This is a genomic window from Paenibacillus sambharensis (genome assembly GCF_003233845.1).
Taxonomy (GTDB): domain Bacteria; phylum Bacillota; class Bacilli; order Paenibacillales; family Paenibacillaceae; genus Paenibacillus_I; species Paenibacillus_I sambharensis.
Genome location: NZ_QKRB01000057.1, coordinates 109,030 through 130,315, shown reverse-complemented (window position 1 = coordinate 130,315; position 21,286 = coordinate 109,030). Strand labels below are relative to the sequence as shown.

The window sequence follows — 21,286 nt, the reverse complement described above, 5'->3', positions numbered from 1 at the left end:
CTTCATCACCTCTCAACGGTTTCCATGATGAACGCTTCGATCGTGTCCCCTTCTTTGAGGTCATTGAAGTTCTCGATGGTTATACCACATTCATAACCCTGTGCAACTTCCTTCGCATCATCCTTGTAACGTTTCAGGGAATCGATCTTGCCTTCGAATACGACAATACCGCCGCGGATGATCCGCACTTCTGCCGCACGGGTAATTTTACCCGAAGTAACCATACAGCCTGCAATGGTGCCGACTTTGCTTACCTTGAAGAGATTCCGGACTTCAGCATGGCCAATGACCACTTCCTTGTACTCCGGATCCAGCATGCCTTTCATTGCCTGCTCAATCTCATCAATGACGTTATAGATAACACGGTGAAGACGGATATCTACCTGCTCTTGGTCGGCATTGGCTTTCGCCTGCGGCTCAGGACGGACATTGAAGCCGATCACAATCGCGTTAGAAGCCGAGGCAAGCGTAACATCAGACTCCGTGATCGCACCGACGCCGCTGTGGATAATCTTTACGCGAACGCCTTCGATGTCAATCTTGGCAAGCGAGCCCTTCAGCGCTTCAGCCGAGCCTTGAACGTCAGATTTGATAATAACGTTCAGGTCTTTAATTTCGCCTTCTTTGATGTGTTTATACAGATCGTCCAGTGTGACTCTTGAATGGGAGCCCAGCTCGGTCTGGCGCTGCTTGATCGCACGGCGGTCTGCAATTGCCCGTGCTTTACGCTCGTCTTCAAATACCATGAACGGATCACCCGCGAGCGGAACCTCGGTCAAGCCGGTAATTTCGACCGGTGTCGACGGGCCGGCTTCCTTCAGTCTGCGTCCCTTATCATTAACCATGGCACGTACACGTCCGAAACAGTTGCCTGCAACAAATGCGTCGCCAACCGACAATGTACCATGCTGCACGAGAATACGGGCAACCGGTCCCTTGCCTTTATCAAGCTCGGCTTCGATAACGGTGCCGCGTGCGCGCTTGTCAGGATTTGCTTTATAATCATTTACTTCTGCAATCAGCAGAATCATTTCCAGAAGCTCTTCAAGATTCTGACGCTGCTTGGCGGAGATATTAACGAAAATTGTGTCGCCGCCCCACGCTTCAGGCACAAGCTCATACTCAGTAAGAGCCTGCATGATTTTGTCAGGGTTAGCTCCTTCTTTATCAATCTTGTTAACAGCCACAATAATTGGCACACCGGCCGCTTTAGCATGGTTGATCGCTTCCACGGTTTGCGGCATAACGCCGTCATCTGCGGCAACAACCAGAATTGTGATATCCGTTACCTGTGCACCGCGTGCCCGCATTGTCGTAAAGGCTTCGTGACCCGGTGTATCAAGGAACGTAATTTTCTTGCCGTTAACTTCGACCTGATAGGCACCGATATGCTGAGTGATGCCGCCTGCTTCTCCGCCTGTTACATTTGTCTCACGGATTGCATCAAGGAGTGTTGTTTTACCATGGTCAACGTGACCCATGATGGTCACTACCGGAGGTCTAGTGGACAGATCTTCTTCCTCATCCACTTCTTCCACAGTATCAAAATTATCTTCGTCTACCGGCAGCTTGATTTCGACTTCAATTCCATAATCGGAAGCGACAAGCTGGATGGCGTCAAGATCAAGCTCCTGATTAATGGTTGCCATTATGCCAAGGAACATCAGCTTCTTGATTACTTCGGAAGCATCCTTGTGAAGAAGCTTAGCAAGCTCGCCTACGGTCATATTGCCGCGGACGATAATTTTCTTAGGCGTATTATCAATCTTCTCGCGCCGTTCGAAATTCTGGTTCTGGCCGCCGCGCTTGTTCCGTCCGCCGCGGTTGTTGCCCTTAAAGCCGCCGCGGTTGTCATCAAACCGCTTGCCGCCGCCTTGTCGGTTGCCGCCGCCGCCAGTATTGTTCTTCTTCGGCCCGCGGGAAGCATCTCCAGCGCCTGCTGGTCTTCCTGCACCCGGACGCGAATCACTGCGTGTGCCTTGTGCCTGGCCTGTGCGTGGTGCACCGCCTTGGCCTTGTGGAGGACGCTGTCCACCCTGTCCTGGACCTTGGCCGCCTTGGGCCGGTCTGTTAGAACGCTGCTGGCCGCCTTGGCCGCCTCCGGCTGGACGATTCTGACTCTGGCCGCCGCCCTGCGGGCGCTGACCACTCTGCGTGCTGCCGCCTGAGCGCGGCTGCTGACTACTATTGTTATTATTCTGAGTTTTCGATGTCGTTGAGTTCATAATCCCCTGCTTATCCTGGTTTTGGTTTTTGTCATTCTGTTGCACTGTATCACTGCTGCCGCCTGCCGCCCCTTGAGGGACGCGCTGGTCACCGGCTTGATCGGGTTGGGAATGGAGCGCTGGCTGACGGGAGTCACTGCTTCCTTGGATGACGGCTTGTGCGGCCCCTGCAGGCTTACGCTCCTGCTGCGGCTTAGGTGTATCACTCGCACGCCTTGCTGCCGCATTCTCCTTAATGTCGCGGAAGAAGCCTTCTACCTTGGACACCATTTCATTTTCCATGACGCTCATATGATTGTTAACAGGCAAGTTTAAGCGCTTCAGGATCGTAATGATCTCTTTGCTGCTCATGTTGATCGATTTCGCATATTCATAGACGCGTAATTTATCCTTGTTGTCCTGTTTAGTCAATATTCTCCACCTCCGAATGTTTACCGAGTTGCTTCCGAATCAGGCTCGCAAATCCTTCATCGGCAATGGCGACTATAACACGCGCCTCCTTTCCGATGGCTGCTCCGAGCGTATACCGGTCGAATGCTTCCACCAGCTCAACGTCGTAAGTCGCACATTTATCACGGTATTTCTTCCTGGTATTGTCCGAAGCGTCGGCCGCCACAATGACCAGCCTGGCTTTGCCCTGTTTTACAGCCTTGAGCACCGTTTCATCGCCGGTGACAAGCTTGCCCGCACGCATAGCCATACCAAGAGCCGACAGCGCCTTATTCGTCATCTGCAGCCAGCTCCTTGCTTGCAAGAAACTCATCTTCCACCGCAATGAAGTCCTGCTCAAGCTGATCATAAATTTCCGGATCGACTGACAGCTTCAGCGCACGGTCGAACGCCTTGCTCTTCTTGGCGAGCCTGAAGCAGCCGGCCTTGCCGCACAAATACGCTCCCCTGCCCGCTTTCTTTCCTGTCAGATCAATCCGTACTTCTTCGTCCGGGGTGCGGACGACCCGGATCAATTCCTTCTTCGGCATCATTTCCTGACAGGCGATGCATTTGCGGAGCGGAACTTTTCTAGGTTTCATTGTTCTCTCCTCCGTATCATTCAAATACGCTGACCGCCGCGGTGTTTGTTAACCGTCGTAAGAAACCGAATCCTGCGGCATCGTATCACCGGTGGATCTTGGACGGTCAAATTCCTGCTCCGCCTGCGTTTCACTCTTGATATCGATTTTCCAGCCGGTCAGCTTGGCGGCAAGACGGGCATTTTGACCCTTGATACCAATGGCAAGCGACAGCTGGTAGTCCGGCACAATGACACGCGCCATCTTCTCCTGCTCAAATACGATGACCTCGATAACCTTGGATGGACTAAGCGCATTTGCCACATATTCCTCCACGTTCTCGGACCAGCGCACGATATCGATCTTCTCGCCTTTAAGCTCCGAGACAACCGTCTGGACACGAAGACCCTTCGGTCCAACACAGGAGCCCACCGGGTCCACTTCGGGATTGCGCGAGTATACGGCGATCTTGGAACGGAAGCCCGCTTCCCGTGCTACGGAACGAATTTCTACCACTCCATCGTAGATTTCGGGAACTTCAAGCTCGAAGAGCCGTTTCAAGAGGCCCGGATGCGTACGGGACAGAATAATCTGCGGACCCTTCGTAGTGTTTTCCACCTTTGTAATGAAGGACTTAACACGATCGCCATGCTTGAACTTATCCGTCGGCATCAGCTCGGTAAGCGGGAGTACCGCTTCCACCTTGCCGAGATCAACGAACAGGTTGCGCACATCCTGGCGCTGCACGATACCGTTAACGATATCCTCTTCCTTATCAATGTAGGCATTATAGATCAGTCCGCGCTCGGCTTCCCGTATGCGCTGCGTGACAACCTGCTTGGCCGTTTGGGCCGCAATCCGGCCGAAGTCACGAGGCGTCACTTCGATTTCCGCGATATCATCCAGCTGGTAGTGCGGGTTGATTTCACGGGATGCTTCAATGGAAATTTCCATCCGAGGATCGAGCACCTCCTCCACCACCGTCTTGCGGGCATACACCTTAATGACGCCGGTGTGACGGTTAATCTCGACACGAACGTTCTGCGCCGTGTTGAAATTGCGCTTGTAGCTGGAGATCAGCGCCGCCTCAATAGCCTCCAGCAGCACATCCTTGGCAATTCCCTTATCTCTCTCGATCTCCGACAGCGCTTCAATAAAATCCATACTCATTGGAAAGTTGCTCCCCCTCTCAACAAATTAAAACACGATAGCCAAGCGCGCGCTGGCAATCTTGGCGTAAGGTAAGGTGTGTTTCTTCTTGCCCGCTTCCACTACTGCTTCATCCCCGTCAAACGAAAGCAGCTTGCCTTCGAATTCCTTGAGGCCACCGATTGGCTCGTAAGTTGTAATAAAGACATGCTTTCCGACCGCCTTCGCCATGTCTTCCGGTTTCTTGAGCGGACGCTCTGCACCCGGTGAAGAGACCTCGAGAAAATACGCATCTGAGATCGGATCCTCCTGATCGAGACGTTCGCTGACGTACTCACTGATCCGGCCGCACTCGTCAATATCGATACCGCCTTCTTTATCTACAAAAATGCGGAGGAAAAAGTTGCTTCCCTCCTTGACGTACTCGATATCAACCAGTTCAAACCCGTTATCTTCTATGTACGGACGAACCATCTCATCGACAGTGGATTTTATATTAGCTTTGCTCACCAATGTGTGACCTCCCGGGGGAAATATTTCTAAAGGTCCGCAGACAAAACGTAAAGAGTGGGTTTCCCCACTCTTCTGCAGACACAATATCAACAGCATTACCAGAAAAATTATAGCATAACCAGTCTATAGTGACAAGACAAATGAAAATGGCCTCTTCCGTTTTCAGGCTAGAACAGCGACAGCTGATTGGATTCCGGCAGCCCCCGGAAGCAGCCCATGCCAGCCAGCAGCTCGACAATTGTCTTGGAAGCACGGGACTTCTGCTGGAAGTCCTCCACGGACAAAAAGTCGCCTTCTTCTCTTGCCGCCGCAATATTTCGGGCCGCATTGTCGCCGATTCCGCCCACCGCTGCAAACGGGGGAATCAGGGAATCACCGTCAATCAGGAACTTAGTGGCATCCGAGCGGTACAGATCAATCGGCTTGAAGGAGAAGCCGCGGGCTGTCATTTCGAGCGCCATCTCCAGAATCGATATCATGTTCTTTTCTTTCGGCAGCGCCTGGAAGCCCTTCTCTTCGATTTCAATCAGTTTCTTCTTGATTGCATCATATCCCTGGCAGAGCAGCTCCAGATCAAAATCCTCCGCACGAACGGTAAAATAGGTCGCGTAATAGGCTATCGGATGGTAGAGCTTAAAGTAAGCTGTGCGCACAGCGGAAATAACGTAAGCGGCGGCATGCGCCTTCGGGAACATATACTCGATGCGCAGGCAGGAGTCAATGTACCACTGCGGCACCTTGCAGCGCTTCATCTCATCAATCCACTCCGGCGTGAGTCCTTTACCCTTCCGGACGCTCTCGGTAATTTTAAAGGCCAGTCCTGCATCCATGCCCGCCTTATAAATCAGATACAGCATGATATCGTCACGACAGCCGATAACTGTCTTGATGTTGCAGGTTCCATTCTTAATGAGCTCCTGCGCATTGCCGAGCCAGACGCCGGTACCGTGTGAGAGTCCCGAAATCTGCAGGAGGTCGGCAAAGCTTGAAGGCTGCGTTTCCTGCAGCATCTGGCGGACGAACTTCGTCCCCATCTCCGGAACGCCATAGGTAGCGACCGGTGTACGGATCTGTTCGGGTGTAACGCCGAGTGCCGTCGTGGAGTTGAACATGCTCATAACCTTCGGATCATTCATTGGAATCGTCGTCGGGTCCACGCCAGTGAGATCCTGCAGCATCCGCATCATCGTCGGATCATCGTGTCCCAGTATATCAAGCTTCAGCAGGTTCGCATCGAAAGCATGGTAGTCAAAGTGGGTCGTCTTCCATTCGGCGCTTGTATCATCCGCCGGAAACTGGACGGGCGTAATATCCTCAACCTCGATATAATCGGGAACGACCACAATGCCGCCGGGATGCTGCCCGGTGCTCCGCTTGACGCCTGTACAGCCGCCCGCCAGGCGATTGAGCTCGGCGCCGCGCCATTTTTTCCCTTGGTCCTCTTCATACTTCTTCGCAAAGCCGTAAGCCGTCTTCTCGGCAACCGTACCGATCGTTCCGGCCCGGAATACGCTCTTCTCGCCGAACAATACCTTGGTATAGTTGTGCGCATGCGGCTGGTATTCTCCCGAGAAGTTCAAGTCGATATCCGGCACCTTGTCGCCCTTGAAGCCGAGGAACGTCTCGAACGGAATGTCCTGTCCGTCACCCTTCATCGGCGCCCCGCAGCTTGGACAGTCCTTATTCGGAAGGTCGAAGCCGCTAGGAACGCTGCCGTCTGTAAACCATTCGGAATGCTTGCACGACCTGCACAAATAATGCGGCGGCAGCGGATTTACCTCCGAGATTCCGAGCATCATGGCTACAACGGAGGAACCGACGGACCCCCGGGAGCCGACCAGATAACCGTCATCGTTTGACTTCTTAACAAGCCGCTGTGAAATAAGATACAGAGCCGAGAAGCCTGCCTTGATAATCGGAATCAGCTCCCGCTCCAGCCGTTCGGTTACAACTTCGGGAATTGGATCGCCATACAGGCTGCTCGCTGTGTTATAGCAGGTTTCGCGCATTTCCTCGTCGGCACCCTCGATAACAGGGAAGAACGGCTGATCCGGGAACATTTCGAACGCTTCGAACCGGTCCGCCAGCTCGATCGTGTTCGTGACCACGACCTCGTATGCCTTCTCCTCACCAAGGAACTTGAATTCCTCCAGCATCTCATTCGTTGTGCGGAAATGCGCATCCGGCTTGCGGATATCCTTAAGCGGACTAAAGCCCGTAATGCCGTGAATGGTAATATCGCGGTACATCTTGTCCCGCGGATTCAGATAATGCACATTTCCCGTTGCAATGACCGGCTTACCGAGCTTGTAGCCGATTTCGCATACACGCCGGATTGCCTGCTCGATCTCGGCCCGGCTGCCGACCAGTCCTTTGTCAACCAGGTGCATGTAGAAGCCGACCGGCTGAATCTCCAGCACATCATAGAACCGTGCTGTCTCCTCCGCCTCCTCTATCGTCTTGTTCAGCACCGTTTCGAAGAATTCACCCTTCTCGCAGCCCGAGATGACGAGAAGGCCTTCGCGCAGCTCAACGAGCTTGGATTTGGGAATACAGGCTACACGCTTGAAGTATTCCGTATGCGAAAGAGACACAAGCTTGAATAAATTTTTCTTGCCGACTGCATTCAGCGCGTAGATGCCGCAGTGAAAAGGACGGCTATTCGAGAAATCCAGCCCTACATAATCATTAAGCTGATGAAGGCCGGTAATATTGCGGGCAGCTGCGTCAGCAATCAGGCCAAACAGCACGCCTCCAAGCGCGATCGAGTCGTCAATCGCCCGGTGGTGGTTGTCGAGACTGACTTTATATTTGTCCGCCAAAGTATTCAGACGGTGATTTTTCATACTTGGATGGATGAAGCGGGCAAGCTCCAATGTATCGAGCACCGGGTTCATGACCTCGGGAATCCCGATCGCCTTGCAGTTTGCTTGAATAAAACCGATATCAAACCGGGCGTTATGCGCAACCAGTACGGCATCGCCAATGAATTCAACAAACTCTCGCAGCTTAGGTTCAAGCTCCGGCGCATCTCTGACCATCTCATCGTTAATATTGGTCAGCTGCTGAATATGATAAGGGATTTTCTCATGCGGATTAATAAAGGTTGAGAAGCGGTCAATCTCCTTCCCCTCCCGCATCTTGACGCCTGCAAGCTCGATGATTTTGTTGTTAATGATCGACAAGCCCGTTGTCTCAATATCGAACACAACATATTCGGCCGTCTGCAGATCTTCTTCGCGCGGATTAATAACCATCGGAACGGAATCGTTCACGACATTGGCTTCCAGTCCGAACAGCACTTTCATGTTATTCTTCTTCGCAGCTTTATAGGCTTCCGGATAACTTTGAACCCCGCTGTGATCGGTGATCGCTATCGCTTGATGTCCCCACTTGGCTGCCGTCTTGATATAAGCATCCACTGGTGTCACCGCATCCATGGTGCTCATGGTTGTATGCAGATGAAATTCAACACGCTTCTCCTTAGCATCATCCATTCGCTCCGGCGGCGCTTTAACCTCGTGAAGATCGTTAGGCATCATCACCAGCTCAGGCTCCATCATAAACCGGTCGTATTCAACACGGCCGCGGGCCCGAATCCACTTGCCATTGGCAAGCAGGCTCAGCATCTTCACATCGTCCTTGGTCTTCGCGAACATCTTCATCATAATCGAGTCGGTGAAGTCCGTCACATTGAAGGTAAACAGTGTGCTGCCATTGCGGAGCTCCTTGGACTCAAGCCCAAACACGGCCCCCTGTACGGTGATCTTCTTCTCTTCCTCTTGAATTCGGATGATCGGTACAGGCTCTTCCCGAATGTCATAACCGACGACCAGCCGCTCCGGCGCTTCGCCGCTATCATCAGGCGGTTCGGATTGCACGCTGGCCATAATCTGCTGAACGACCTCTCGCTCTTCCTGTACCCGCTTCTGGGTGAACTTCTCGTATTCCTCCTGGCCATACCGGCCAGCAGCAAGCTTGACCTTGCAGGTACGCTTGAAATACCGGTTGAAGAAACGGACTGCTTCCTCATCAATCCTCTTCTTGCGGGCCATCTCGAGCGTGGTGTCATCAAGCAGCGTAAGCGTCAGCAGCTCACCCTCGGCCTCGAACTTGGCTTTGCCCAGCCAGCCGTTTACCGAAGCCATCTCCTGCTGGGCCCACTCCACGAAATAATCCCAGTAGGCTGTCAGTACCTGATCGGTCGTGATGGCTGTCTCGTAATCCAGAACAAATGAAATGTCAGCGATATGTCCAAGCTTCTTGCGTACCGATTCGCAGAACAAACGGTATGCCTTATAAGGCAGTATGGACGTTTTGCGGATGCAAAACGTCCATTCCCGGTTATTTGCGCTAACGGCCACATGATCGATATATCCATCTCCAAAATAGGTGTTCATAACCTCTTCCGGCAAGCCCGCCTGCTGAAGCAGCAGCTCAAACCGCTGGCGTTTATCCCCCGTGTGGCTCATTGCTTCCTCCCCCATACTGCTGTGCTGCTATATCTTAATCAATAGGCGCGGGCAAACACGACCGTGTGTTTCGCCTTGTCTCCGCAGACCAGACAGCTTGACTTCTCGGCTGTCGGCTTGAACGGAATGTTGCGGCTTGTTGCGCCTGTCTCTTCCTTAACCTGGCGTTCGCAAGCTTCCGAACCGCACCATCCAGCTTCTACGAAGCCACGCTTGTCTTCAAGGAAAGCCTTCATCTCATCCAGCGTGTCCAGTGATTTGAAGTTTTCCTCACGGAACGCCTTGGCCTTCTCGAACATATCGTGCTGAATTTCCTCCAGCATGGACGTAACTTCTTCTGCCAGACGATCCTGCGCCACTATACGCTTCTCGCCCGTAATACGGGAGACAAGCACCACTTGTCCATTCTCCATATCACGCGGACCAAGTTCAAGACGCAGCGGAACGCCGCGCATTTCATATTCATTGAACTTCCAGCCCGGACTGACGTCCGCCCGGTCATCCACACGCACCCGGATGCCTGCCTGCTTCAGTTCGCGATACAGCTCGTCCACCCGGCCAACAACCTGTTCACGTGTCTTCGGCGGTCCGATTGGAATCATAATAACCTGTGTCGGCGCTACCTTCGGCGGAAGTGCAAGCCCCCGGTCGTCGCCATGCACCATAATCATCGCACCGATCAGCCTGGTGCTAACCCCCCAGGACGTCGTATGAGCAAACTGCAGATTGTTGCTGCGGTCCAGGTACTTGATATCGAAGGCAACAGCGAAGTTAGTACCCATAAAATGTGATGTGCCCGCCTGGACTGCACGGCCGTCCTTCATCATCGCTTCAATCGAGTAGGTATCAACCGCGCCAGCAAACTTCTCTGAAGGCGTCTTCTGCCCCATAACGACCGGAATCGCAAGAAACTCCTCAACAAAGTCACGGTAGATCTCCAGCATCTGCATCGTTTCCTGCCGTGCCTCTTCTTCCGTTTCATGCGCTGTGTGGCCTTCCTGCCACAAGAACTCACTTGTTCTCAAGAATGGCAGGGTACGCTTCTCCCAGCGCACCACGTTAGCCCACTGATTAATCAGCACAGGCAGATCACGGTAGGACTGAATCCACTTGGCATACATATGACCGAACATCGTCTCCGAGGTCGGACGGATGGCAAGACGCTCCTCAAGCTTCTCTCCGGCAGCCTCGGTTACCCATGGCAGTTCAGGATTAAAGCCCTCAACATGCTCCTTCTCCTTCTGGAAGAAGCTCTCGGGAATGAAGAGTGGAAAATAGGCGTTGCGGTGACCGGTTTCCTTGAAACGGCGGTCCAGATCACGCTGGATATTCTCCCAGATCTCGTAGCCTTCCGGCCTGAACACAATACAGCCGCGGACAGGAGAATAATCCATCAGCTCTGCTTTCTTGATGACATCGATATACCATCTTGAGAAATCCTCACCCTGCGGTGTAATTTCGGTTACAAACTGCTTATCCTTCGACATAAGTGCCTCCCAGCCCCATTCTGACAAAAATGAGCTCAAAACGCCTGCGCCGGCTCATGCAGCCCTGGTCAGCAGGCGTTTCGTTTAACCCTGTATCAAATTCAGTATATCATTATACGTTACGGCCAGCATCAGCAGCATCAGCATGGCAAAGCCGATAAAGTGAACCATACTTTCCCTGTTCGGATCAATCGGTCTGCCTCTAACCGCCTCAATTCCGAGGAAAATCAACCGGCTTCCATCAAGTGCCGGCACGGGCAGCAGATTGAAGATGCCCAGATACAAGCTCAGGATTGCCGTCCAGGATGTCAGCTGTTCAATCCCTTTGGCAGCTATTTCCCCTGTGAATTTCGCTGTCTTAACCGGTCCGCCCAGATCATCGAGCTTGAAATCACCCATGATAAGCTTTTGGAACATTTCCATGATCAATACGGTCGTATTTTTCATGGCTTTTCCAGCAAAGGTTACCGTCTCGACAATACCGGCAGCTCGCGTGGGATATCCAGCGGAAACGCCGACCTTACCCATTTGGGCTTCTTTATCAAAAGCTGGTGTCACTTCTATTTCCATTACACTGTTATTCCGGACGATGACCCAATTCATCGGCTTCTCAGCGGACTTTCCGATCAGATCGATCATCTTGTCATAATCGGTTCCGATCGCTTCCCCGTTAATGCTTCTAATCTCGTCACCCACCTGCAGACCTGCCTTGGAAGCAGGCGCTCCGGCAACAACTTCGCCAATAAGCAGCTTATCCGGGTTGTCAACAGGCACCCCTGACATCTGAATATAGGCCATGAACAGCACGAACGCAAGCACAAAGTTCATTGCAGGACCGGCAAAAATCGCCAGCGCACGCTGGCCGACAGTCTTGCTTCCGAATTGGCGGTCAAACGGAGCGATCTGCGTCTCTCGTCCGCGAGCTACGATCTCTGCCTTCCGGTCAACGCCAAACCGCTCCTTCTCCCCGTCGACATCCAGAACAATTTGCAGTGCGTGCTCAAGATCAATGGAAACCACTTCACCGCGCACCACATTGCTCCGTTCATCCAGCCGGTCAAGATACACCCTGGTGACAGCGCCGTTCGTCAGCCTTACGGCTACCGTCTGCCCGGGCTGAACCTCGACAATTTCGGGGTCCTCCCCAGCCATGCGGATAAACCCGCCTGCCGGAATAAGACGCAGTGTATACCTCGTCTCTCCCCGCTTCAGCGAAAACAGCTTCGGACCGAAGCCGATCGCGAATTCCCGAACCAAGATACCGGCCCGTTTAGCAAAATATAAGTGACCCCACTCATGTATTGAAACGATCACAAAAAACACAAGCACGGTCAATAATACGACTTGAACCATTCCCATCTTCGAAGCAGCCTCCTGTTCGTAACGGCCTGTACTTAGATTATCATTATTCCATCGGCCGATACAAGAGAACCGCAGATGACGATCTGCGTCCCCTTATATATTGAGCGCTGCCGCTTCTCTGCGTGCCCATCCATCCACTTCCGCAATGGCGGCAAGATCTGGAAGATTACATGCCTCGTGGCGTGAGAGCACACGCTCTATCACCTGCTCGATGGCCAGGAAGCTGATCTCTCCACTCAGAAACCTTGCAACCGCCACCTCGTTCGCCGCATTGTAAACAGCGGGAGCTGACTGGCCGGCACGGCCGCATTCAAATGCCATTCTGAGACACGGATACCGTTCGAAGTCCATCTTGCGGAAATTCAGACTCCCAAGCTGTGCCAGATCAAGCGGTTCTGTCGGCGATGGCCTCCGATGCGGATATGAGAGGGCATATTGAATTGGAATTCGCATGTCCGGCCAGCCGAGCTGAGCAATAACACTATTATCGACAAATTCGACATAAGAATGAATGATGCTCTCCGGGTGAAGCAGGACATCCAAGTCGTCATAGCCCGCACCGAACAGCCAGTGGGCTTCGATTACTTCGAGACCTTTGTTCACCATGGTAGCCGAATCAATGGTGATCTTGGAGCCCATTGACCAGTTCGGATGACGCAGCGCCTGTTCGACCGTTACCCCTTCCAGCTCCTGACGGCTCTTATCCCGGAAGGAACCGCCGGAAGCGGTGAGTGTTATCTTCTTGACTTCCGCTCTATTCTCCCCGTTCAGGCATTGATAAATGGCCGAATGCTCACTGTCTACCGGCAAAATATCCACACCCTTGTCGGCAGCCTGCCGCATCACGAGGTGCCCTGCCGTCACAAGCGTTTCCTTGTTCGCGAGCCCTATCCTGGCTCCTGCATTTATGGCCGCCATTGTTGAGCGCAGCCCTTGGCTGCCGACAAGAGCGGTCACGACACAGTCAGCACCTGTATCAGCGGCAACCTCATCGAGGCCTTCTTCACCATACAGCACCTTAATCCCGGCAGGCAGCATACCCCTGGCTTCCTCGGCTGCGTCTCTGGTTGCGAGACTGACTTTCTTAGGGTGAAAACGCAGCGCCTGCTCCACCAGCAGCTGGACATTCGTTCCTGCTGCAAGGCCGGCAACCTGATACTGTCTAGGGTCATTCGCGATTACATCAAGCGTCTGCGTACCAATGGAACCGGTAGAACCAAGAATCGATATTTGCTTCAATAGTCGTGTCCTCCTAAGCCAGTAATCCTGTCAGTGTAAGCAGCGGGAACACAATGAGCCAGCTGTCACAGCGATCCAAGACGCCTCCGTGTCCGGGGAGCAGTCTGCCTGAATCTTTCACACCCCGGAGGCGTTTATAAGCGGATTGTATCAGATCGCCGAACTGTCCGGCCGAGGAGGCAAGCAGACCGATAAGCAGAGCATGTCCGATTGTAAGGACGGCCGGAGCCGCTAACCAGAACAGCACTCCGACAATCAGGGACATTACAATGCCGCCTACCGCTCCCTCTATCGTTTTGTTCGGACTGATCGCTGGCCACAGCTTCGTCCTGCCGACCGCCCGTCCAACAAAATAAGCGCCTATATCGGATGCCCATATACAGCCGAAGGCTATGGCCGTATACAGAAGCCCATAATCTCCGTGGGCGCGAACCGTCATCATTTCCGAGAAGCCGTACCCGACATATACCGCTCCCAGCAGCAGAAGAGCTGAAGCGTCCAGCGTCTCCCTATTCTTCGTAACAACTGTCACCGACAAGAGCAGCAGCATCAATATCCAAACGACAGCAGCCAGCGAAGGCTCTGACAATCCAGCATGCTCCCATGGCGTTACGATAACAAGCATTCCTGCAAATCCGATTAGCGGCATAAGATCGAACCAGCGATAGCCGTTTAACCGGACAAACTCGAAATAGCCGACCACCGCCAGAAACAGGAGCAGTCCTTCATAGAACCAGCCCCCCAAGATGGCCATAATGCCAAACACAAGACCGGCGAATACGCCTGTAACCATTCGTTGTTTCACTGCTTCGCCACTCTCCAGTCGGCTTTACAACCCGCCGTAGCGTCGTGCTCGCCGTTGGTATTCGCTGACCGCCTCCAGAAAATGCTCCTCTGAGAACTCCGGCCAGTAGACCTCTGTAAACCATAGTTCGCTGTACGCCAGCTGCCACATCATAAAATTACTGATTCGCAGTTCACCGCTTGTACGGATGAGCAGATCGGGATCCGGCATGCCGCCCGACAGCAGGCGCGCTTCAAAATCCGCCTCGGTTAGCCCACCCGGCTGCAAATGCCCCTCAGCAGCCTCTTGACAGAGCTGACGAACTGTATCCATCATTTCTTTGCGGCTGCCATAATTCAGGGCAAAGTTCAAAACAAGGCCGGTATTGCCGGCTGTTCTCTCGATAGCTGTCTCAAGTGCCTGCAGTGTATGCGAAGGCAGCCCTTCCTTATAACCCATCATTCTAACTTGTACATTATTAGCAATTAGTTCCTCTAACTCAATGGCAAGAAATTCCTGAGGCAGCTTCATCAGAAAATCAACTTCAGACTTTGGTCTCTTCCAATTCTCTGTTGAAAATGCATATAGGGTCAGGTATTTGATACCCAGCCGATCAGCTGCCATCGTGACCCGTTTAACTGCCTTCATGCCGGAGTGATGCCCGGCAACCCTTGGAAGTCCGCGGCTTTTGGCCCAGCGGCCGTTTCCATCCATAATGATGGCAACATGCTGCGGTATATTATCCGGTGACAGCGTCTTTACAGATGGTTTTCGGCGGAACCGGCTGCGAATCCGATCTAACATTCGTTTTCCTCCCACAAGGGCAAATACAGGCAACTGGCAAACCAGCTTCATGATTGTATGTATGAATACAGCAGCTTCTCACGAAGTTAAACGGCCCGCGCCGTCTGCGACGGGCGAGCAACGGTATTACTGGTATGCACAGCGGAGAAGCGCCTGTTTGGCATGCTTACGATTTGAACAAGCCCCACCTTGTCGGAGGGGCACAATCAGCTTCACTAAACTTCCATAATTTCTTTTTCTTTATTAGCCAGAACTTTATCCACTTCCGCGATATAGCGGTCGGTCGTCTTCTGGATATCGTCCTGGTGACGACGTGACTCATCTTCGGAAATATCGGTCTTTTCCAGCTTCTTGATATCATCATTGGCATCACGGCGGATATTGCGGATTGCTACCTTCGCCTCTTCGCCAAACTTCTTCGTAGCCTTAACGAGCTCAGCACGGCGTTCCTCCGTAAGAGCCGGGATACCAATACGGATTACGGCTCCGTCATTGGACGGTGTCAAACCAAGGTCCGATTTCAGAATCGCCTTCTCAATAGCGGCCAGAGAGGATTTGTCCCAAGGCTGAATGATCAGCGTTCTGGAATCCGGCGTATTAATGTTCGCTAGCTGATTAACCGGCGTCATGGCACCGTAGTATTCCACCTGAACGCGGTCAAGCATAGACGGAGTTGCGCGCCCTGCGCGAAGTGTCGATAAATCACGCTTCAGAGCGTCGATTGCTTTACCCATGCGCTCTTCCGCATTTTTCTTGATGTCCTGTGGCATATTAGCTGGCACTCCCTTTCACAACGATGGTACCGATTTTTTCACCCATAACAACGCGCTTGATGTTGCCGCTCTCGGTGATTGAGAAAACAACGAGTGGGATGTTATTATCCATACAAAGCGATGAAGCGGTAGAATCCATTACGCCGAGGTTGCGGTTTAACACTTCCAGGTAGGTCAGCTGCTCGAACTTCTCAGCCGAAGCGTCTTTAAATGGATCAGCTGAATATACGCCGTCCACTTTATTTTTGGCCATCAGGATAACTTCCGCTTCGATCTCAGCGGCACGCAGTGCGGCTGTCGTATCGGTCGAGAAGAACGGATTGCCCGTACCTGCGGCAAAAATAACGACGCGCCCCTTCTCCAGGTGGCGAATCGCCCGTCTGCGGATATATGGCTCAGCAATTTGCTGCATCGCAATAGATGTCTGTACCCTGGTTGGGACATCGATTTGTTCAAGCGCGTCCTGCAGAGCAAGCGAGTTCATGACGGTGGCAAGCATTCCCATGTAATCCGCTGTCGCACGGTCGATCCCTTTGGCTGTGCCGGCAATACCCCGCCAAATGTTACCTCCGCCAACAACAATTGCAACTTCCACATTCAGTTCGACCACTTCTTTAACCTGTTCAGCGATCGAAGAAATCATCGCTGCATCGATTCCATAACCGTTTTGACCTGCGAGCGACTCACCGCTCACCTTCAGGACAATTCGTTTGTACACGGGATGATCCACTTTATTACCTCCATCTTTGACCTCTTTCGCGAGGCAGCATAAATAAATAATTCAAGCAGGGTATGGAAAAGCGGGGCAGAAGTACCGCCCCGCCGTTATCGTCGGATTACAATTTGGCTTGCGACATAACTTCTTCAACGAAGTTGTCCTGTTTTTTCTCAAGGCCTTCGCCCAGTTCGTAACGAACAAAGCGGCGGATCGAGATGTTCTCACCGATCGTGCTGATTTTCTCGTTCAGAAGAGCGGAAACTGTCTTGTCCGGATCTTTAATGAAGCTTTGTTCCATCAGACAGAACTCTTCATAATACTTGCCCATACGGCCTTCTACCATTTTCTCAACGATGTTAGCCGGCTTGCCTTCGTTCAGCGCTTGAGCTTTAAGAATTTCCTTCTCCTTCTCAAGGTCCTCTTGCGGCACTTCTTCACGACGGACATATCTCGGATTCGCTGCAGCAATTTGCATGGCAATGTCGCGCACGAAATCACGGAACTGGTCAGTCTTGGCAACGAAGTCCGTCTCACAGTTAACTTCTACCAGAACTCCAATACGACCACCGGCATGAATGTAAGATTCAACTACGCCTTCAGTCGCTGCGCGGCCTGCTTTGTTAGCTGCCGCTGCCAGACCCTTTTCACGAAGAAGTTCGCTGGCCTTCTGCAGATCGCCGTTCGCTTCCTCCAACGCTTTCTTACAATCAAGCATGCCTGCTCCGGTTTTCTCGCGCAATTCTTTAACTGCACTCGCATTAACTGCCATTATAAACCCTCCTGAAATGTTATAAGTCGATTGTTTGGACTGCTTGTATGTAACACACGGGATGACTCAATTGGGTGCTGGCTCTTAAAAAAAGGGCGGTGAGAGGTTTTCACCTTCCAACCACCCTTTCTGTCATGGCCAAATTTCCATTAAGCCGTTGTTTGTTCGCCTTGGTTGGCTTCCACAATTGCATCAGCCATCTTGGAAGTCAGCAATTTAACAGCACGGATTGCATCGTCGTTACCCGGAATAACATAGTCGATTTCGTCCGGATCACAGTTCGTATCAACGATACCTACAATTGGGATACCAAGCTTGCGTGCTTCAGCAACCGCAATGCGCTCTTTGCGCGGGTCGATGATGAACAGTGCGCTTGGCAGGCCTCTCATGCCTTTGATGCCGCCCAGGAATTTCTCAAGACGGTCTTTCTCCTTGCGGAGGATGATAACTTCTTTCTTCGGAAGCACTTCAAATGTGCCGTCCTCTTCCCACTTCTCCAGCTGGCGCAGACGATCGATACGCTTCTGGATCGTTTGGAAGTTGGTCAGCGTGCCGCCGAGCCAACGTTGGTTGATATAGAAATGTCCACAGCGTTCCGCTTCTTCCTTCACGGAATCCTGGGCTTGTTTCTTCGTACCTACGAACAGGACAGTACCGCCCTCTTCAGAGATGGAACGTACAAAGTTGTACGCCTCTTCTACTTTCTTAACTGTCTTCTGCAGGTCAATGATGTAAATACCGTTTCTTTCGGTGAAGATATAACGATCCATCTTCGGGTTCCAACGACGGGTCTGATGACCGAAATGAACCCCAGCTTCGAGCAGCTGCTTCATGGAAATTACCGCCATCTCCACAACACCTCCTAGTATGGTTTTTGTTTACCTCCGCCTGTCGCATCTTTCGGCAAGACTCGCGCAATCACGCAAGCACCCTTGACGAAATTGACAGCCGTGTGTTTTTAACACCGTCAATTACTATAACATATTCACATTAGCCTTGCAACTGCCTGTAAATGAATAAAAAAACCGCCATCTATGTCGCAAATGGCGGGCTTGTAATAATCTTCTTAACATCGGCGTAAGTAAGCTCACCGTCAAAATAGTAGAAACCTGCAACAATCTTGCTGCTGTAATCGGTCATAATCGTCAAGAAAACCTTCTCATCGGCAATTACACCCTTGGATTTGAGCAGCGAAGCAATCTGGGTAAGATTCATTCCGCTCTTGATCCGCACGGGGAGCATGGATACCGTCATCGTCTCCGGCTCGGCCGCTGGCGCTTCCTTCACACTGCCGCTCTTGACAGGCGCTGTCTCCGCTTCCTTAGAAGGTCCATCTGCCTTGGCCGGCTCGCCAGACTCAGGCGTCCCCTCCGCATTGGCATCATCAGCCTTTGTGTCGTCAGCAGCTGACTCTTCTTCTGCAGGGGCTTGCAGCTCTGCGCGCAGCCGCTGCTTAGCCTCTGCGATCAGATCATCCACCTGTTCCTGCGTATACATGTCCTCTGGTCCCTGTTCAGCCCTGCCTGCCTGCTGCTCCGAGACATACATCAGCTGCAGCAGGAGAGCTCCGACAATGATTCCGATTCCTAAGCCAAAGAGGAACGTCCGGTTTCTAAACACGCCGCTCCTCCTCCTGTTTGGCAAGCTGAAGAATCAGCATAACCTCACCTTTGTTCATCGCCATCTTCTTCGCGATCCATTCCACAGACTTACCCTGGCTGTGCAAATCAAATACCTCTGCGTAGCGCTCCCGTATCGGCTGGTTATGCTCCAGCTCGGCAGCCGCCTCTGCCACTTGCTCTTCTTCTGCCCTCTCTTGTCCGGCGTCCGTTGAATGAAGCGGTGGTGGAGACACATTTATAGACGGCTTAGCGGTTTCCTGATAGCCGGCAAGCTTCTGCTCCAGCTCGGCACAGCGCTGTTCCAGCGCAGCAATGCGCTGCTCCTGAACCCGGCTGTCCTCCCGCTGCTCCTTGCGTGCCTGGGCTATCGTTTCAACCATTCCCCGGCTGTCCGCTTCCATCTGTTCCATGAAATGCTCAAGAGCCGCCTGCATCTGTTCAACCGTATCGTCCGTATTCTGGCCGGATTCAGTCTTCTTGCGAGGTATTACCATAGCGCATACGATGGCGAATGCGCCTAACAGGACTACAAGCTGCCAAGGGGACAAAAGCCATCACCCGCATTCTTTTTAGTATTTTGTAAATCAGAAGGAAATATCAATATGCTTTCCTTTATAGGGATGCTCCTTGGCAGGGGCTGCTTCTTCAGCGGACTTGGAGTCCTTCCGCCGCTCTCTGGACTGCCCGCCGCCCTGCTTTCCCGCTTCTCTGTCCCGGATCGTCTGTCCGGTGGCCTCTTCAATGCCAGTACTCATCTGTCTTTCCTTCACAGCCTGCTTCTGGGAATCCCCGGCCAGCATGGCCTGTTCATTGGCAGCCCGCTGCAGCTGCTGGCTGTGAATGCCGCTTGCCTCCTGTGTTCGCGGTATCGACATTTGAAGATCGATAGACTTAAAGGTCATCTGATCATCCCCTTTAACCGGAGTGGCCTTGTTCAATAGATCGCCGACATGACAACGTCACCTTCGGAGTAATGGAAATAAACGCGCTGAGCCGCATCCTTCACAAACCGGGTGTACCGCCCGATTACGACCTTCGTTCCTCCGTACACCGTGTTAATCACTTCAACACGTGCACGGTCCGTATCCTCCAAGGTCTTCTCAATCTCAAGAATACGTTCGCGGCCTTCCTTCATCTCCTGGGTTGTCTGCCGCTTGGTGGCGTTCAGCTTGACCCTTAGCGCCATCTTGTCGGGCGACAGCTGTCCCGCCGCAGCCATCTGGTCGAGTAAAATCAGCGCCTTCTCCGTCTTATCCAGGTTGTCCGCCATCGAGCGAGTCTGCTGACGGAGCTCGGTAAGCTCAGCTCTAAGCTCGGGCAGCACTCCCACCTCTATCGTTGTCGCTGTGGACATGGTATTCCCGACCGTCCTTGCTGTAACCCTCTCTCCAGCCTGCACTGCTCCGCCAACCAGCAGTCCCTTGGCGCCCGAGCATATTACACTGCGTCCCGCGCGGACATGAGAATGCATGATGGATTGGGAGACCAGCACGTCCTCACCCGCTACTACATTCCCATCCTGGATAAACGAACTCTTCACATTCTTACCCGCTTTGACCAGACCTTTATTGCCTGCCACTATGCCGCCGGTTATTTCGATGGAGCCGTCGCTCTCCAGCTCAGCACCTTCAACCCCGCCAATGACGCGGATATCGCCTGCTGCTCTGACACGGAATCCGGTCAGGACATTCCCCCGGATGACAACGGTTCCGACAAAATCGATATTGCCGATATTATAATCGACGTCGCCATTAACCTCGTATACCGGAAACACATTGATCTTATCCCGGTCCGTCTTGGCAATCATGCCGTCAATGGCTGCATACATGGCAGTTTGTTCCGGATTCAGTACAACATTCTTGCCAACCTTAAATCTCGCTTCCTTACCGCTTCTACCATTAATAACCTCACCGGTAACCGCCTTGCCGGGCTGGCCCTCTACAGCAGGCAGCCGCTCCGCGATCAGCTGACCCTTCTGTACATTGTTCAGCTGTGTAATCTCCTTGAAGTCAACTGTTCCATCATCTAGCTCGGCTGGCTTGCGGCTGTCACTGTCCATCCGATAGACAAAATTGATCTTACCATCCTGTCCATCAACTGCAGGTATCCCGTTCGCAACTACCGTTTCACTATCATAATAAGCTTTGGGATTAGCTGCAACCGCCGCTAGGGTATCCTCCCTGAGGCCAAATACAACTCCACTGTCATGAAGCAGTTCTCTAAGCTCGTCTACTGAAAAATCGCCAAGTCCGTCGGTTTTCTTGAATGTAAGTACTGCGCTCATGCTGTCTGCTGCCAGGCGGACTCCGATAAACGTATTCAACGCTACCGGATTCGACACATCGAACCCCTCCTTATA

General features: G+C 52.5%; 19 protein-coding genes. All 19 read right to left on the bottom strand.

Annotation, left to right across the window (positions count from 1 at the left end):
* Positions 1–5 precede the first annotated feature (5 nt).
* The 19 genes from infB to DNH61_RS22165 all read right to left on the bottom strand — a co-directional run bounded on the left by infB (position 6) and on the right by DNH61_RS22165 (position 21,268).
* Entirely contained in the window at positions 6–2,636 is a 2,631-nt protein-coding gene (gene infB, locus DNH61_RS22255) for a translation initiation factor IF-2 (protein WP_111149034.1), read from the bottom strand.
* Positions 2,629–2,955: a L7Ae/L30e/S12e/Gadd45 family ribosomal protein gene (locus DNH61_RS22250; RefSeq protein ID WP_111149033.1), complete on the bottom strand. Its 327-nt coding sequence runs from the start codon at positions 2,953–2,955 to the stop codon at positions 2,629–2,631. The genes infB and DNH61_RS22250 overlap by 8 nt, the downstream gene beginning before the upstream one ends.
* The gene (rnpM, locus tag DNH61_RS22245) at positions 2,945–3,256 is read right to left on the bottom strand and encodes an RNase P modulator RnpM (RefSeq protein ID WP_111149032.1); all 312 of its coding nucleotides are present in this window, start codon (positions 3,254–3,256) and stop codon (positions 2,945–2,947) included. The genes DNH61_RS22250 and rnpM overlap by 11 nt, the downstream gene beginning before the upstream one ends.
* A gap of 48 nt (positions 3,257–3,304) precedes the next feature.
* A complete protein-coding gene (gene nusA / locus DNH61_RS22240) occupies positions 3,305–4,405 on the bottom strand; it encodes a transcription termination factor NusA (protein WP_111149031.1) in 1,101 nt (366 codons plus the stop codon).
* Between the two features lie 27 nt (positions 4,406–4,432).
* Complete coding sequence (gene rimP / locus DNH61_RS22235) at positions 4,433–4,894, bottom strand: ribosome maturation factor RimP (protein WP_111149382.1); 462 nt, start codon at positions 4,892–4,894, stop codon at positions 4,433–4,435.
* 170 nt (positions 4,895–5,064) lie between these two features.
* A complete protein-coding gene (locus DNH61_RS22230) occupies positions 5,065–9,369 on the bottom strand; it encodes a PolC-type DNA polymerase III (protein ID WP_111149030.1) in 4,305 nt (1,434 codons plus the stop codon).
* A 38-nt stretch (positions 9,370–9,407) separates the two neighbouring features.
* The gene (gene proS / locus DNH61_RS22225; RefSeq protein WP_111149029.1) at positions 9,408–10,856 is read right to left on the bottom strand and encodes a proline--tRNA ligase; all 1,449 of its coding nucleotides are present in this window, start codon (positions 10,854–10,856) and stop codon (positions 9,408–9,410) included.
* A gap of 84 nt (positions 10,857–10,940) precedes the next feature.
* Entirely contained in the window at positions 10,941–12,215 is a 1,275-nt protein-coding gene (gene rseP / locus DNH61_RS22220) for an RIP metalloprotease RseP (protein WP_111149028.1), read from the bottom strand.
* Between the two features lie 96 nt (positions 12,216–12,311).
* Positions 12,312–13,457: a 1-deoxy-D-xylulose-5-phosphate reductoisomerase gene (locus DNH61_RS22215; protein WP_111149027.1), complete on the bottom strand. Its 1,146-nt coding sequence runs from the start codon at positions 13,455–13,457 to the stop codon at positions 12,312–12,314.
* A gap of 13 nt (positions 13,458–13,470) precedes the next feature.
* Complete coding sequence (locus DNH61_RS22210; protein WP_111149026.1) at positions 13,471–14,262, bottom strand: phosphatidate cytidylyltransferase; 792 nt, start codon at positions 14,260–14,262, stop codon at positions 13,471–13,473.
* Positions 14,263–14,286: 24 nt separating this feature from the next.
* On the bottom strand, positions 14,287–15,045 hold the full coding sequence (locus tag DNH61_RS22205; RefSeq protein ID WP_111149025.1) for an undecaprenyl pyrophosphate synthase: 759 nt from the start codon (positions 15,043–15,045) through the stop codon (positions 14,287–14,289).
* A 215-nt stretch (positions 15,046–15,260) separates the two neighbouring features.
* The gene (frr, locus tag DNH61_RS22200; protein ID WP_111149024.1) at positions 15,261–15,815 is read right to left on the bottom strand and encodes a ribosome recycling factor; all 555 of its coding nucleotides are present in this window, start codon (positions 15,813–15,815) and stop codon (positions 15,261–15,263) included.
* A 1-nt stretch (position 15,816) separates the two neighbouring features.
* Complete coding sequence (pyrH, locus tag DNH61_RS22195; RefSeq protein ID WP_111149023.1) at positions 15,817–16,548, bottom strand: UMP kinase; 732 nt, start codon at positions 16,546–16,548, stop codon at positions 15,817–15,819.
* Positions 16,549–16,654: 106 nt separating this feature from the next.
* Entirely contained in the window at positions 16,655–17,305 is a 651-nt protein-coding gene (gene tsf, locus DNH61_RS22190) for a translation elongation factor Ts (RefSeq protein WP_111149022.1), read from the bottom strand.
* A gap of 149 nt (positions 17,306–17,454) precedes the next feature.
* On the bottom strand, positions 17,455–18,153 hold the full coding sequence (gene rpsB, locus DNH61_RS22185) for a 30S ribosomal protein S2 (protein WP_111149021.1): 699 nt from the start codon (positions 18,151–18,153) through the stop codon (positions 17,455–17,457).
* 184 nt (positions 18,154–18,337) lie between these two features.
* Complete coding sequence (locus tag DNH61_RS22180) at positions 18,338–18,925, bottom strand: hypothetical protein (protein WP_111149020.1); 588 nt, start codon at positions 18,923–18,925, stop codon at positions 18,338–18,340.
* Positions 18,918–19,475: a DUF6115 domain-containing protein gene (locus tag DNH61_RS22175; RefSeq protein ID WP_111149019.1), complete on the bottom strand. Its 558-nt coding sequence runs from the start codon at positions 19,473–19,475 to the stop codon at positions 18,918–18,920. Before DNH61_RS22175 ends, DNH61_RS22180 begins: the two co-directional genes overlap by 8 nt.
* A gap of 36 nt (positions 19,476–19,511) precedes the next feature.
* On the bottom strand, positions 19,512–19,829 hold the full coding sequence (locus DNH61_RS22170; RefSeq protein ID WP_111149018.1) for a hypothetical protein: 318 nt from the start codon (positions 19,827–19,829) through the stop codon (positions 19,512–19,514).
* A gap of 32 nt (positions 19,830–19,861) precedes the next feature.
* Complete coding sequence (locus DNH61_RS22165) at positions 19,862–21,268, bottom strand: flagellar assembly protein A (protein ID WP_111149017.1); 1,407 nt, start codon at positions 21,266–21,268, stop codon at positions 19,862–19,864.
* Positions 21,269–21,286 lie beyond the last annotated feature (18 nt).

Coding starts and splice junctions, on each gene's coding strand:
- DNH61_RS22250 (WP_111149033.1), bottom strand. CDS start 2,955: ATGACGAATAAGGCGCTGTCGGCTCTTGGTATGGCTATGCGTGCGGGC.
- rnpM (WP_111149032.1), bottom strand. CDS start 3,256: ATGAAACCTAGAAAAGTTCCGCTCCGCAAATGCATCGCCTGTCAGGAA.
- nusA (WP_111149031.1), bottom strand. CDS start 4,405: ATGAGTATGGATTTTATTGAAGCGCTGTCGGAGATCGAGAGAGATAAG.
- DNH61_RS22230 (WP_111149030.1), bottom strand. CDS start 9,369: ATGAGCCACACGGGGGATAAACGCCAGCGGTTTGAGCTGCTGCTTCAG.
- proS (WP_111149029.1), bottom strand. CDS start 10,856: ATGTCGAAGGATAAGCAGTTTGTAACCGAAATTACACCGCAGGGTGAG.
- rseP (WP_111149028.1), bottom strand. CDS start 12,215: ATGGGAATGGTTCAAGTCGTATTATTGACCGTGCTTGTGTTTTTTGTG.
- DNH61_RS22205 (WP_111149025.1), bottom strand. CDS start 15,045: ATGTTAGATCGGATTCGCAGCCGGTTCCGCCGAAAACCATCTGTAAAG.
- frr (WP_111149024.1), bottom strand. CDS start 15,815: ATGCCACAGGACATCAAGAAAAATGCGGAAGAGCGCATGGGTAAAGCA.
- tsf (WP_111149022.1), bottom strand. CDS start 17,305: ATGGCAGTTAATGCGAGTGCAGTTAAAGAATTGCGCGAGAAAACCGGA.
- rpsB (WP_111149021.1), bottom strand. CDS start 18,153: ATGGCGGTAATTTCCATGAAGCAGCTGCTCGAAGCTGGGGTTCATTTC.
- DNH61_RS22170 (WP_111149018.1), bottom strand. CDS start 19,829: ATGACCTTTAAGTCTATCGATCTTCAAATGTCGATACCGCGAACACAG.